The 15,296-nt window shown below is 49.0% G+C and carries 10 protein-coding genes; 1 reads left to right on the top strand and 9 read right to left on the bottom strand.

From position 1 onward, the window contains the following. Positions 1–150: 150 nt before the first annotated feature. The gene (gene brnQ / locus E6C74_RS12360; RefSeq protein WP_136485617.1) at positions 151–1,455 is read left to right on the top strand and encodes a branched-chain amino acid transport system II carrier protein; all 1,305 of its coding nucleotides are present in this window, start codon (positions 151–153) and stop codon (positions 1,453–1,455) included. Between the two features lie 197 nt (positions 1,456–1,652). On the opposite strand, the gene E6C74_RS12355 is transcribed toward brnQ, so the two are convergent. The 9 genes from E6C74_RS12355 to E6C74_RS12315 form a co-directional block, all read right to left on the bottom strand. Beyond that, complete coding sequence (locus E6C74_RS12355; RefSeq protein WP_136485615.1) at positions 1,653–2,180, bottom strand: hypothetical protein; 528 nt, start codon at positions 2,178–2,180, stop codon at positions 1,653–1,655. A gap of 1 nt (position 2,181) precedes the next feature. Beyond that, positions 2,182–7,086 (bottom strand): AHH domain-containing protein, encoded by a 4,905-nt coding sequence (locus tag E6C74_RS12350; protein ID WP_136485613.1) that lies wholly within the window; start codon positions 7,084–7,086, stop codon positions 2,182–2,184. After that, on the bottom strand, positions 7,083–7,994 hold the full coding sequence (locus tag E6C74_RS12345; protein ID WP_136485610.1) for a DUF4123 domain-containing protein: 912 nt from the start codon (positions 7,992–7,994) through the stop codon (positions 7,083–7,085). Before E6C74_RS12345 ends, E6C74_RS12350 begins: the two co-directional genes overlap by 4 nt. Continuing rightward, the gene (locus tag E6C74_RS12340) at positions 7,991–8,977 is read right to left on the bottom strand and encodes a DUF4123 domain-containing protein (protein ID WP_136485608.1); all 987 of its coding nucleotides are present in this window, start codon (positions 8,975–8,977) and stop codon (positions 7,991–7,993) included. The genes E6C74_RS12345 and E6C74_RS12340 overlap by 4 nt, the downstream gene beginning before the upstream one ends. Next, complete coding sequence (locus E6C74_RS12335) at positions 8,977–9,813, bottom strand: ankyrin repeat domain-containing protein (RefSeq protein WP_136485606.1); 837 nt, start codon at positions 9,811–9,813, stop codon at positions 8,977–8,979. Before E6C74_RS12335 ends, E6C74_RS12340 begins: the two co-directional genes overlap by 1 nt. A 77-nt stretch (positions 9,814–9,890) precedes the next feature. Then, positions 9,891–10,685 (bottom strand): ankyrin repeat domain-containing protein, encoded by a 795-nt coding sequence (locus tag E6C74_RS12330; RefSeq protein WP_136485604.1) that lies wholly within the window; start codon positions 10,683–10,685, stop codon positions 9,891–9,893. Positions 10,686–10,802: 117 nt separating this feature from the next. Next, a complete protein-coding gene (locus E6C74_RS12325; protein WP_136485602.1) occupies positions 10,803–12,290 on the bottom strand; it encodes a PAAR domain-containing protein in 1,488 nt (495 codons plus the stop codon). After that, positions 12,291–14,354, bottom strand: a complete 2,064-nt coding sequence (gene tssI, locus E6C74_RS12320) for a type VI secretion system tip protein TssI/VgrG (RefSeq protein WP_136485600.1) — start codon at positions 14,352–14,354, stop codon at positions 12,291–12,293. It lies immediately after the preceding gene. Between the two features lie 220 nt (positions 14,355–14,574). Continuing rightward, positions 14,575–15,093 carry an Hcp family type VI secretion system effector gene (locus E6C74_RS12315; protein ID WP_136485598.1) on the bottom strand — a complete coding sequence of 173 codons (519 nt, stop codon included), beginning with the start codon at positions 15,091–15,093 and terminating at the stop codon, positions 14,575–14,577. Between the last annotated feature and the right edge of the window lie 203 nt (positions 15,094–15,296).

The raw sequence follows: 15,296 nt of genomic DNA, 5'->3' as shown, positions 1-15,296 counted from the left end.
GATTGCGTCTGATCGGCTCCTCCTGCTCTCTCTGGGTCTATTACACCGGAGCTGACAGGCCATTTATTTTTCTGTCGGTCGAAGTTGCTGGCAGAGACGCCTCCACGCTCACTCAGCAGCCGCTTCCCATCCGACATGTTGAGGAAGAGTATGTTAAGTGCACGCAACATTGCCGCTTTGGGCTTTATGACCTTCGCCATGTATTTAGGCGCGGGCAACCTTATTTTCCCACCATTTTTGGGCTATCAGGCCGGTGAACATCTGTTTCAGGGCATGGCTGGCTTTTTGCTGGCAGGTGTAGGTTTACCTGCCTTTGCTCTGGTCATCGTCGCGCTGGTCGGCGGCTCTGATAACCTGACTTCTGTACTGCCACGCCCGATTGCGACCACTTTCTGGATTCTGGTATTTATCGTAATTGGTCCGGCGTTCGTGGTACCTCGCGCCATTACCGTCGCTTACCAGTTCGGCATCAGCCCGTTCTTTGGTGACAGCGCCCTGATCCCGTTCTCTGTTCTGTTCTGTATCGCAGCGATTCTGTTCTCGCTCTATCCAGGCAAACTGATTGACACGCTGGGCAAATGGCTGACGCCGGCTCTGCTGGCGATTCTGGTTGTGATGTCTGTGGTCGCTCTGCTGTTCCCTGCCCATGAAATTGGCACGGCAACCGGCACGTACGTTAATAACGCGTTCTCTGAAGGTATCACACAGGGTTACATGACCATGGATGCTCTAGGTTCGATTGGCTTTGGCTGGGTTATCTTCCGCGCGATTCAAAGCATGGGCGTCAGCCAGCCGAAAGCGATTGCCAAATACACCCTGATTGCAGCCGGTATGTACGCGGTGGCGATGGCCTTAGTCTACATTGCGCTGGCCTACATCGGTGCAACCAGCGCTGGCGGTGCAACCACGTTCACCAACGGCGGCGATATTCTGACAGCCTTCACGACCATGCACTTTGGTGTGTTCGGTACGGTTCTGCTGGGCGCGGTCATGGTTCTGGCCTGTCTGACCACCATCATTGGTGTAACGACAGCCGGTAGTGAGTTCTACAGCAAAACGTTCCCGTCAGTCTCTTACCGTAACAGCGTGATTGTCAGCATGGTGATCGCTGCTCTGGTGGCTAACGTGGGCCTGGAACAGCTTCTGAAAATCACCCTGCCAGCGGTTGTGGCACTGCACCCAATCGCGATCGCACTGCTGCTGATTGCGCCGCTGAAGCGCTTCATTTCCGTATCCGGCGTTCTGGTGACCGTAGCCACTGCACTGATCTTTGGCAGCCTGGATGCATTGCACATCCTGGGCAGCATGCCTGAACAAGCGGACTCAACTCTGACCAAGTGGCTGCCGCTGTACAGCTACTACGCGGGTTGGATTATCCCAACCATCGTCGTTCTCGCTGCGGCAATTCGCCTGCACAAATTCACTGCGCAGTCCCGCTTAGCAACAGAGCGTTGATTGCGATACTCACACAGGCTCAGTTATTCTGCTGAGCCTGTTCGTGATAGAAACAACAAAGCGTAAAGGAGCCTAATGGCTCCTTTCTAATATTATAGCCGTAGTGATTTTTATACTCTGTACTTCATGAAAAATAATACTTAGCACTTAATATAAAAGTTAAAGAAAATAGTAATCACCAAAAATTTAAATGGGTATTATTTTATATTTTTAAAATCAAAAACACACAATTTATTTTCTTGTGTCAACCCACATGGAAAATAGCCTGTACAGATCACATCATAAAACCTTTCTAACAAGCTATTTTCATCAAAACCAATTATATATCTTTGAATAGATAACATTTTCATTATATAGTATAAATCATCTATTACTTCGAAGTAAAAGTCCTCACTTTTATTGTTTATTTTTTTTACTTTTTTCTTTCTATATTTTACCATTAAATCACTAAATATCTTAGTTCGATACTGAGTAACATCATTTATATAATTCTCGGCCTCATCATAGCTTTCATTTAAAGAAAACTTAGAAACTTCATCTTCAATTCTATCTTGAAAAACCACAAAACCACTTGGAACACTCTGAGAATAAAATAATTTTAGAGCCATATCTTGATCATAAATCGGAACTTGATCATCTTTTAAACATTCATGACTATCGAATATCTCATTATTACATATTTTTAAAATTGGCTCTTTAATGAATTCACCACTTAATTTATGCATATCAATTTCCTAAAACATTATTCCATAGTTTCAATGCTACTTGATTACCCTCTTCTCCACCATTACGAGAAAGATCTTTAGATCTTATTGGTAAACCATTTTGCATTTCTTGTTTGGCTACACTCTGTATGTTAGCAACTTGCCTCTTAATATCCTCAACACTTCTATTACAATCTATTTTATCTAAGGCATTTTTTATCGCTTTAGTGTAACCATTGTGATTACCTTGGTGTCTTGCCATAGCACTTGACATATCATCCGCTTTTCGTAAAAAAATACCATTTTCTGGAGCATCAATATCGTACTCTATCTTTTTAAGAATAGGATGGTCATTCAGCTGCTTAGGTATAACATGATGAGCTTGGTAACCTGCCCATTTAGTAGATCTAGGTAGTCCCATCGATTCCATCATATTTTTACCGAGTTTTGTTGAACACCCCGTCAACCCCAGCGGATCCACCCATTCCATCGGGTTATGCACATACGCCTGAGGTCGCAGGCCGCCCAGCATTCCTATGGGGTCTGAGCTGAGGTATTGGCCGCTGTCTGCATCATAGTAACGGTTTAAGTTATAGTAAAGCCCGGATTCTTTATCTTCAATCTGACCTTGGTAACGTAGGTCACACTGCACCGGGTCGTTAGCCGCATCCTCAAATAACTGTTTGATATTGCTTTGCAATGTCTGATGGTGACCTTGCCATAAACCTTGCTCACCACGCCAGACAATGTCACCATTTTCTGAACACAGCTCTCTGGGTGTGCCTGCGTGGTCGGTCACCACATAGTGCAGCTTTTCCGTCTGCAATTGATGGTGAGTGTTGACCTGTGCCACCGGCCGGAATGACCCGGGCTCATAAATGTATTCTGTACTTTGCAGCGCCTCGCCATTGGCGGTTTTCAGGGTTTGCTGGATGACCTGTGCGCCGTCGTACAGATAATGCACCTGCTGACTGGCTTGCGCGCCGCGCTCACACTCTTTGGCAACCCGACGCCCGAAAGCATCATAGCGGTAACGCCAGCGCTCACCATTCGGCAGTTCAATCCGGATTAACCGGTCGTGCTCATCCCAACTGAAGTTCGTTGCCTGCGGGCGGAAGCCATCTTTACGTTCAATTTTCTGAATCGCACGGCCACATTCATCGTAATGGTAAGTAAAACGCCCGACCTGAACCACACGTCCCGCGTTATCATATTGACGGGCGGCTTTGTTTAACGCAGCCTGGCTGATGGGCACCACAGTATCGGTATAGTGTGTAGCGCTGGCGGTTTCATTTAAGTTCAGTTCGCTATCATAACCAAACAAGGTGACAAACTGATACTGGCTGCCTTTTTGCGGCGTATGAGTACGGCTGGTTATCTGACCGTTGCGGTTCAACTCAAATCGCTCACTGCCCCAGTGGCTGTCATCAATACCGACTAAGCGATCAAGCTTATCATAGTGATATTCTCTGAGCGCATCCGGCATACCCGTCAGGGTTTTGCTGCCCAGACGCTGGGCCTGCAGGCGTCCTCTGTCATCCCAGTCGTGATGCAGGTGGAACCCCTGCCCATTAAGGCGCTGTTGCTCCAGCCCCATCGGGTTGTACGCAAAGTTAAGCGCTTGGTGGTCACCAACCTGTAACCCGGCCAGCTGGCCCTGCTGCCATTGGTATTGGCGCAGTGTGTGTGTCCCGCTGAGTTGCTGGCGATATCCCGCTTTATCGTATTGGTGTGTCAGCGCGACCCCACCCAGGCATTCCTGAAGCAGTTGCCCGCCGGGGCTGTACTCCATCACGACATCAATGTCGCCATTTTCTGCGCTGATTAAACGCCCTGCGTCGTCGTATTCATACCAGGTACGTCCGGTCTGCTCGCCAAGCGGATTCAAGCTGTGATTTTCGACCAGCTGACCATCGGCATTGTAGCGGTACGTTAAGGCATGCTGGTTGGGTTTAATGTGTTCAACCAGCCTACCGGCTGAGTCATAACGGTACGATTCAGTACGGCCGTCGTAATGACGTTCGGTATGAATTCGGCCACATTCATCAAACTCATAACGCCATTGATGCCCCTGGCTGTTGGTCACACCGGCAAATTCAGCCATCGGGTTGTAATGATATTGGGTAACGGCACCCATCGGGTCCGTCGCGGTCAGCAATTTATCAAATGCGCCATAGCTAAACGCCGAAGCGTTACCCATCGCATCCGTGACCTTAGTCAGATTGCCTTCAATGTCATACTGGAAACTGGCGTGCGTGCCATCCTCGTACACCACTTGCGCAGGCATACGCTTCGTGTCTTCATACCGCCAGCGGCGGGTTTGGCCGCCTATGGTCCGCGCCGATAAACGCCCTAAAGCGTCATAAGTGAAGGTCACCGCCTCGCCCATCTCGGGGCGCAGGCCAATCAGACGCCCAATATCATCATAGTCATAATGTACGGCAAGACCGTCAGGCCCACGGCTTAGTGTACGTAAGCCATGCTCGTTGTACTCATACTCCCATTGGTGACCATCCGGGTCAGTAACCGACTGCAGTGTACCGGCAGAATGGTAATCCAGCAGCCAGCTTGCCCCGAGAGGGTTAATATAAGCCGTCAGTTGCCCGCTTTCGTTATACTGATATTGATGCGCAATACCGGAAGGCAATGTCACCGAGGTGAGATTACCGAGTTCGTCGTGCGTATATTCAGTGCGTTCACCGTTCGGATTAACAATCGCCGACAGCAGCTCACCTTGCCATTCTTGTAATGTCTCTGCGCCATCCGCCGCCACGACCTTAACTGCGCGGTTACGTTCATCGAGATGATACTGAATCACGCCACCAAAGGCATCACGGTGGTAAGTAATGTGGCGCTCATCGTCGTAACGCACTTTATCCCACCAGAAATCGCCCGAACAGCGGGTAGCGATTGCCCGGCCCTGCTCGTCAAAATCATGCTCAACCCAGGTATGGGCTAAATCATTCCAGCGAGTTAAGTAACCTTTATCATCATAGTGATAGTCAAAGTTACGACCCGGAGCCGCTCTCACGGCCGTCAGCCAACCCTTGCGGTCATATTGGTAAGTAGCCAGGGTTTCCAACATCTCATCTTGCGAACTAAACAACACCAGAGCATCAACCCGGCGCCGCTGTGATTTGACTTTAATGTAACGTCCGTCAGGCAGGACAACCGCTTTCAGTATGTCTCTGTCGTAGAGAAACTCGATCTGATGACCAAATGCATCCCCCAGCGCACTGAGTTTTAATGCGTTCCCCTCAGCATGCCCAAAACGATATTGCATGCCTGATACATGAGTCAGCGTCAGATCGAACCCGTCACGTTGTAATGTCCAGCCGGGTTTCCTAATCGATCGGGTACGCTCCTGCTGATCCGCAGGCAATACAAACAAGGCTCTGGAATGGTCGTAATCCACAAACTCGACTTGTTCATCCTGAATCTCAAGCGCGATATCCCAGTTGGTACGCCATAGTGAGCCAAGAATGCCGGAGGCGCGTTCACCGGTTGACTGATAATAGCGGGTCAGTTCAAGCGCCAGCAGACCGTCGACACTAAAGTCTGTGCGCTGCTCAAACATTTTACCAGTGTTCAGATCGATAGGTTCAGTACCACACTCGTTGGTGCAGTTAGTGTTCTGTTTTGCATCCCGGCTTTGGGTATCGTTCGCACTTTGCTCATGACTGCCCGATTTTTGCTCAGGTTCCAGCCGCTGCGCAGGTTTTGCCGTCCCGGCGTTCATCGGCTGAGCGTCCCGGAGTGTATTTTTGCGTGCCGGCGTACCGGAAACCCGGGTGACGACTTTGCTGATAAATTCATTCACCTGAGTAATCAGCCAGTCAACCATGGCATCCACTTTCTTAGCCAGCGTATCCATGGCGTTAATCAAGCCAAGGAAGGCATCTTTAGCTAACCGGATGATCCAGCTGTTGCTCTGGCTTACCAGGCGTTCTAAGCCGGCAATGATGTCTTCGAGCAATTGTATCGCTTTTGCACCGCACTCTTTCAGCGTGCTGGCTATCCCTGAAAGGTACTGCACGATATTGCCGTTAGACAGGCTGCGAATCATCTTGATCGCCAGTTGAATCGCTCGTGAATCCGATTTCTTTAACGCATCGATGATCGCCATACCGGTTTTCTTGGCCGCATCACCCAATCCCGGAACAAAACCAATCGCCACCAGTGCACCTTCGCCCCAGTGCCAGTTATCGAGGTTATCACCTTCATAAGTGCGCCAGCCCCAATCGCCCAGGTCATAGAGATCCAGAGCCTGTCCGACCACAGGAACAAAGCCCAACGCAATTTGGCAAAACAGCAAAATGGCGCTATTGTCCTGAGCCCGGCCGGCGAGCTCTCCCGCCAGGCTGCTGTGCATTTTATTTACGGCCTGGCGCAGCGATATCGGGCCATTATTTATTTGCTCAGACAACTCCCAGAAGCGGTCATACGCACTTTCGTATTCATCCGGTACAAACCAGGTATCACGATCCACATCCACATGTTCATCACTGCTGTCATCCGCATCGTATACCAGGCAGCCTTCTTTTCTGAGCAGGGTAAACAACGCAAAATATTCACCAGCCAATACCGCGTATTCCGGGTTGTCCTGCAAGACGGGGTTATTTTGCAATTTGGGTTGTGGCTCAAATTCATCGCTGCCTTCACCCAACATCAGGTCGTAGGCTCCACATCCCATGTTCTGCACTTTAAACATGCCGTTGGCGTCAGTCTTCCCCGTAATCTCTGCCTGATTACTGTCTGTCAGTACAAACGAGGCATCGCTGATCGGCTGGCCATCATCGTAATGGTAATGCACAAACACTTCACAACCACACTCGACGCAGCCTCCGTCGATCACGTTGTCCGTTTGAAAGTTTTGTTTAGCCGCTTGAGCGCTCGATAATAATTCAGTTTGCTTACCCTGACTCATGATTCTGTCGCGTCCTCGCCTAAAGCATTCACCGCTTCGGCCAATAATCGGTCCATACGACTCTTATCGCCGATGACCTGTGGAGATTGAAGAATGGACTGTGCCCAATCTGACTGATGAAACTGCTCACCCAGCAGCAACGAAATACTCAAATACACCACCACGTCGGCTTGTTGATAGAAGCCGAGTTGATGAGCGCTGTTCACATTACGCAGCAGGTACTGGTTGAACGTTTCGTCATCCCAGTTCTGGGTTTGCGGATGATGTTGATAGAGGTGGGTGCGATATTGCTGATACACATGACGATCTCCCCACGCGCTTAATGCCTGATATTGTCGTTCAGATAAACGATTCGGCATGACCATGGGTCTCGTTTGGCGCGGGGCGCTCATTTCCCGGACCGCGACTGCATCGTTACCCGCCTGCCAGTAAGCCACACGTTTCAAAGGCCCCTGTAAATCGGATAAGTGCGCCGGATCTGTTGAGCGCCATAACACATTAAAAATGTCCCAGTCCGTCAGGCGCATCAATACTTGCTGATCGTCAGGTAACACCACCAATGTCCAGGCGCGGAAATGTTTTTGAATCAAATCGATCTGATGGTCAGTGGTCAGCGACTGAAAATCATCATGCAGCTGCACAGCAATCCCCCAGTGAGCAACATGCGTAATGTTTTTCTCGGCCCGGGAAAAGCAATCAAGCGGTAGTAAAAAGGGAGAAATGGACGAATTTTGTTGACCCATTTCATCCCAGTAGAGGCGACGCTGGGCAAACTTTTCTTCAGGGACAGCACTTAACAGCGATTCATTAACCGCTGCCTCCGCCATTAAATACCAGCCCGGCTGTGCCAGCAAAGTCTGCAACTCTTGTTTGATAATGGTTTGCGTCCCTTTCAGGTGCTCGTTCATGGTATCAATCTCGCCTTCCCTTCAATCCCTAACCAGCCCGCTGTTCGATAGGCGCTCATGTCTTCCTGATGCGTAAGGTAGAAATCGTAAAAATGACCAATGGCATCACGTAAAGAATAAAAACTCATCAGACGAATGAATTCCGGATGTTCATCAAAGCGATCGGCAATGTAAAACCGATACAGGGCATAGGTTTCCCGCTCCAATGACGTTGCTAAGTTGTAGCGCTGTCGGGCTAACGCCAATCCTTCATGAAATCGCAGGCGAACCATACTTTGTGGCAACAGCCATGCGTAATCTGGCGCTAAGCGGCGGAAGAGTTCATCCACCAGGCTTTCAATGCGTTGCGGATAGAAAAACTGTTCATGTTGCGCCGCAGTCAGTTGCACCGGATAAACCGAAGCGGCTTGAGGGTCGTCTTCATATGGCAGTTCTGGCCACTGAAATAATGACAAATCAATCGCATCACTGCGCTCGCAGAAAGCGATGGATTCATGTTTACCTTTAAACTTTTGTTTTTGCTCTGGCATCAGAATGTCGTACCAAAGGGGAAAAGCCGCAATATCGTAAAAGCGCAACATCATTGAGCGTTGATTTTTGTCCCAAAAGTAAACCCAGTTCTGCCAGTGACGCTGCACCTCTGCCAGTGAACCATCATATACTCCGATAAAACCGAATCGCTCCGGGGCTTCCAGATGCTCACATAGCCAGTAATAAAGCGTCTCTCCGGGATTACCGTCCCTGACCGAGATCAGCACAGGTGATCCCTCTTCCAGGTACGCAAGTGGAGTACCTGAAAGTAAATAACACCATTCTACATCACGTCGGTTTTTCATCGTGTCCCAGAATTCCCTGCCTTGCGTAAACTGGACTTGATCAAACAGTAAATACACTTGCTTGCCTTGCGCCTGAGACAACAAGGGAAACAGCGAGTTAGGATGTCTGGGAATTGGTGAAAATAAGCTCACTGACGTTTGTTCCATTAAAACTCATGCACGATTTCGTAACGCTCTTTCAGAATCATTTCATCCTGGCGTTTAATTTCTTCCGCAGGCTCTTTAACAAATCGGTTAGCGCCTTCAATTTTGCATTCACTGCGCGGACGATAGCCCAAAGGCTCTTTGCAAAACACAATGTCCCGTACGAAGCGTTCGCCCCATGGTGACAGCGCGGGAAACTTAACCCCTTGGGCAATGAGTTTTTGCTTTATTTCTGTCATGACCTGATAAACCGCAGATTTCTCATCGATGCGTTTCATTCTCAACTCATAAGAATAAGCTACCGAAACACCACTAGGACTGACCGCACTGCCATCAGCACCATGCTCTAACAGAAACAATGCATTTTTGGGTTGCGCTCTGATCATATCAAATATCGGTGTTTCGCCTTTTTCATTCAGAGAATTAACATCGGCACCGTATTTCACCAGTACAGGTAATGAATTGGATTCGTCAATATTGTGAGAGTGGAATATCAGCGCATCACCTTCTTCCTTCAGATTTGGATCCATTCCTGCCTGCAGCAGCGCCTCTAAACTTTTTGCATCCGGATGCCACATCGCAATATAACCTGCGTTGCCTTGCTCCGGCACATCAATAGCAGGATCACTGCCCAGTTCCATTAACACCTTGATGGACTCAGGTTTATCAGCGATCACGGCATACACCAACAAAGTCACTCCGTGCTCACCCAGAGCGTTTATATCGTCCAACTGACCAGCCAGTTGCTTTACCCGGGCAATATCATCGCGATCAACCGCTTTGGCGACTTCGAGCATCGGGCCGGAAAACAGCTCTTTAGGCTTTACCTTACTGTTCATACTTGTCATGTCTCCGGCTCCAATCGCTCCAAGTAAAACCAACACACCAATAACCAGCCCTGTTTTGCTCATCGCAGTTAAAACTGGTGCTCGATTCCGTAACGCTCTTTCAGAATCATCTCATCCTGGCGTTTAATGTCTTCCGCAGGCTCTTTAACAAATCGGTTTACGCCTTCAATTTTGCATTCACTGCGCGGGCGATAACCCAAAGGCTCTTTGCAAAACACGATGTCACGCACGAAGCGCTCGCCCCAGGGTGACAGCGCGGGAAACTTAACGCCTTGGGCAACGAGTTTTTCCTTTATGGTTAACATCGTCTGATAGGCTTCTGACTTTGGATCCAATTCATTCAGTTGGAATTCGACATTATATGCAACCGATTCACCTGAAGGGCTGACAAAATGTCCATCTGCACCATGGTCTAGTAAATAAAGCGCATTTTTAAACTGAACCATTAACATATCGAAAATAGGTGGCTCTTGCTTTTCATTAAGCGCATTAACATCGGCGCCGTATTTCACCAACACAGGTAATGAATTAGATTCGTCAATATTGTGAGAGTGGAATATCAGCGCATCTCCTTCCTCCTTCAAGTTTGGATCCATTCCTGCCTGCAGCAGCGCCTCTAAACTTTTTGCATCCGGATGCCACATCGCAATATAACCTGCGTTGCCTTGCTCCGGCACATCAATAGCAGGATCACTACCCAGTTCCATTAACACCTTGATGGACTTAGGTTTATCAGCGATCACGGCATACACCAGCAAAGTCACTCCGTGCTCACCCAATGCATTAATATCATCCAACTGCGCAGCCAGTTGCTTTACCTGGGCAATATCATCGCGGTCAACCGCTTTGGCGACTTCGAGCATCGGTCCGGAAAACAGGTCCTGCGGGTTAATTTTATTACTCACTTTCGTCAGAGCTCCTTTTGCTACCAGTGCGAACACAATCACAACGACGGTGACTATTATCCATTTAATCAATGCTTAAACCTCACTTGCCAATTTGTGTAAGTCGCCCACTTTACGCTCTTCTATCGATTCACGCATTTGATCCATGCCATGCAGCGCGACCGAACCGCGCTTATCTTCTGTCGTTCCTGCCTTAACATCTGGCATAAAGGTCGACTTGGGTAAGGTGGTTTCCAGCGCACCGTTTCGCACTGCCGAGGGAGCCAGGCGACGCAGCACAGGCGTTGTTTCTTGCACTCTGGTCAGAACCTCACCATCAACTCGATACCCGGTGACTAAGCTGTCTGCACTTTGCCTCTCTGATGCAACGCCATAATTGGCTACAGTATTGCGGTGCAGACCGGCAGCATTAAAGGTTGTAGCAGGATACCCCGAGGCTTTTGACGCAGCGGAGGCTAATCCTCCGCCTAGTGAATGTCCTGCAATATCTATTGGAATTTTCTTTTTCTTCATTCGCCTCACAACCTTTATTGCTTGCTCATAATAAGATGAACGTCCCAATGCACCCTGACTCAAATTCCCTTTGACCCAGTCACTGCCACTGTCCATTTCAGTACCTCGAAACACCAATGTCGGTTTAGCGTTTTCACCAAATACTTCGGGGTCCGGAATATAGACCTGTGATCGGAAGTTTGTACCTTTCACCGTCAAATCTTTTTGCTGTATACCCAACTCTGCCAGATCATCTTCCGTCGCCACACTCCAGCCCGAATCATTGTCAAAATCCTCCGCGACTTGCTTGCGATGAGGTTCCAAAGTATTCCGCTCTTTGTCTAGTGTGTAAACGTGGTCGGCCAACATGGCTTTTTCGGCCGCGTCCATATCCATGCTAAAGCGCTGTGCTGTCTGCGGATCATTGGCAGACGCAGCCTGAGTAATCGCTTTTCTCGCCTCACGGCGCTCTGCTTTGCTGGTGCCTGTTTCAAGTACATCCAGCATCTGCAATTTAGAGGCCCCGGACTGAACAACCTTAACCAGTGACTGCGCTAATGGCGGCAGAGTGGACACCGCTTTCTCCGCTGCGATATCGGCGGCGGTGCTCATTGCCTGAGAGCCCGCCAACGCAGCCAGTGCCTGCGGGGTAAATGTCGGGCTGTTCCACAAGGCTTCGACATTTTTCGCCAACGGCGTGATTTTCAAAAATAACGACTGCCCAAGAACCGCACCTTCACCACAGGCGTGAGTATTGGATTGATAAGGCGTATCACCGATAATGACATCACCCGACCCGGAAGCCACCGAACCACCACAGTCTATGGCGTCACCGATACGTGCCGCCGGCTGACCGTTAATCGACACGGAGCCGGAACCGGCATTAATCGCCCGGCCATGCAGTCCGTGTGGTTTATAGGGGCAAGGGCAAGCGTGCAACAAGGCAGCATCACCCTTTCTGGCCGCCGGTTTGCCATTTATTAAGACATCCGGGCTACCAGCAATGATAGAAGTAGGCGGAAAACATCCGTGCCCACCCGCTGTATCGCCTAATCTCGCCGCTCCTGGCATTTACCCTCTCCTATCCGGCGCATCAGGTTGCTGAGGTTTGTCCGGCTCATCTGGCTGAGTGACGGCAGGAGCTGTCCCGGTTCCCGGAGAGCCTCCATCGTTAATTTTGACTTTAGCCCCAGAGATAGTAACGCCTGCACTGTCTAATTTAATAAAGCCTCCCGGCCCTTTAATAGTCAGTGAATTGCCGGCATCTAAAACAATGTCCGCGGCTTTCAGATAACTTTCATTGCTGACTGCAACACGTTGGTTTGCGCCGATTTGTTTCTCTTCAGATGCTGCGATCTGGGTGCTGACACCACCATCGATTTTGGAAATAACTCCGCCGGTTACCCAACGGTTTATCTTACCTAAAACTCGTTGCACCAGGTTGCGGCCCACTTTGATATGGTGATCTTGTCCCAACTCTTCGGTGACATTTTTACCAATCGAGCGGTGGACATTCTCTGTCACCAGTTCGTACTGGTGGCGGCCAATATGAGAGTGGAAATCCAGCCCGACAGACTCACGATGAATATTGTTAATCACCACATCCTGATCTTTCTGCGCGTGAATATAAATCTGCTCGATGGACGCCTGATCTTCGAAGCGAATTTCGTTTGAACCTTCCCCCTGATGGGTTTGGGTTTTTAACACTGTACGGGTCTTATGATTCGGCAGCAGATATGGTGCAACGTTGGTTGCGTGGTAGGTTCGGCCAGTGATAATCGGCTGATCCGGATCGCCATGCAAAAATGAAACAATAACCTCATGCCCGATACGGGGAATAGCAACAAAACCATACTGAGCACCTGCCCACCCCTGGGATACACGCACCCAGCAAGAGCTGTGCTCATCTTGTTGACTTTCACGGTCCCAGGGAAAATGCACTTTCACCCGGCCATGTTCATCACAAAAAATCTCTTCACCGGCCGGGCCGACCACCTCACCAATCATCGGGCCATCGACATGAGGTTTGGCGACAGGTGCAGCTCGCCAGGTCAGGTTCGCCGGGATGACCTTAAACTGGTTTGAATAGGATGTCTGACCGGAGCCCCCTTCTTCTTCAAGAGCCTGAGGCTGAGTGCCCTGATGAGAGACTTCAACAACCAGCCAGTCTCGGTTCGCGCTCGGCTCAAGATTGTCGGTGAGATCGAACTTTATTCCGGCCTGAATACCGGCATGATTACTTTTACCCACAGCATGCACGGCATCTCGTCGCAGATATTCCAACCGAATACGACTGAACGCGGCACCGCTGGTATCGTCTTTATAGCGACCAGGATAATCAAAATGCTCATAGGTTGATTGCTGAAAACTCAGATCCGTCCCTGACTGTTGCTGCAGAAAACCGTAGTCCGGCTTTTTAAAGCTGTAATCCTGCATCGTCAGATGGCTGGGCTCACTTTGATTGACCAAAGTGAATGAAGACACATAGCTGCCATCAACCTGCCCGCCGGACAAACCGTTGTATGGTACAGGTTGAGCGAACTTAGCAATCAAGGCACTGTCATCGCTGAAACATACCGTGTGTTTACCATCGCTTTGCTGAATGTGATAAACCAGACCTTCTTCAGCAGCAAGACGATGCACAAACGCCAAATCCGTCTCCCGGTACTGAACACAAAACTCTCTTTGCGAGAGCGTTCTCTTCAGTGAGAAAGAAAAGTTATCAATCCCCATTTCCTGCAAAATAGTGGTGATGATTTGTTCAACGGTTTTCAGCTGGAAAATCCGGCTGTTTTGTCTGAGTGACAAACGTTCCAGCGCTGGTACTAACGTCAGGTTGTAAAAGGTATGGTGATGACCAATATCCGCCTGTCCGAATTGACGCACGATGCCATGAACAAACTGAACCGGCTGGCCATTCCTTAACACGGTCAGTTGCGCCGACTTATCCACCACCTGGCTCGCTTTAATGCCAGATTGTCGGCTCGCTAAATCTATCTCATAACGGAAGCCATAACAGGTGACACAACCGCTCATCACACTGTCAGAGACCGATTCTTTGCCACGGTACTCTGTCACCACAAACGTATCTTCGGGCATTCCGTCCACAGAGAGAATAAATTGTAACTTTGCCATTTTAAACCTTATTACCTGTTGGCCCTGAACCAAGCCGTTAGCTTCGAAGCACGCAGTTAGCCCTAAACCAACCAAGTAGTTTTTAACCAACTGAGCTTCTAACAAATGAGTTTGCGACTACGTCAAATTCAACCTAAACGAATTTTCAACCCACTGAATTTGAAACAAAGCCCATAGACGAGCACGCGTAGCGTAGTCTACAGGCTTATTTCAGCGTGGTTTACGCTTCAATTGGTTTGCGCCAGTCGTCTGAACCCGATGTACCTGCATTAACGTGATCCCAGGTGATTTTGCGGTAAGACATGGCAACAGTCAGGTTTTGGGTGAAATCCGATTTGGCCGGATCCTGGCAATGTGGCATTTCACAGTGAATATCGACGATAGAAGCATTCTCAAGCTTGGTAGTGAAGAAGTTTTCTTGCTTACCTTCAATTGAGGTGCGGTACCATTTCAGCTCAACGCTGGTCATTTTTTCACCAGAAGCCAGTGCGTTATAAAGCAGAGGGACGGCTTTGTTCAGCGAGACCGTAAAAGTGAATGGTTTGTGTACACGCTGGCCTGATGGCTGACCAGACTGAGGATCGGTTGGCACAGTCACGTTATGGTCAAAATACTGCACCAGCATTTCGTCTTCGTGACCTTCGACAAAAGAATCGCCAATTGAATCAGCAGTACATGCACCAGCGGTGATAAGACCCTGAGTCTGGCCTTCAATAGAGATATAACATGGAGTTGGCATCACTTTTTCCTTAAACAGTGTGAGAACAAAGCATCATAAAATGCTGTTTCACTCACACAATTTTTGTGCCACCACCATGCTCTTTTTTACTCAATAACTTATGTAGACAACATTGTTAGTAGGGTAAGGATTTACTTCATTCGAGCAACTTTTTACCTATCTCGAGCAAATTGTTGCCACATTTATATCATTTGTCAGAGGTC

This window comes from Vibrio sp. H11, from assembly GCF_004804295.1.
GTDB lineage: Bacteria > Pseudomonadota > Gammaproteobacteria > Enterobacterales > Vibrionaceae > Vibrio > Vibrio ostreae.
Note: the sequence above shows the minus strand (reverse complement) of the source record. Positions and strands in the feature narration are given on the sequence as shown.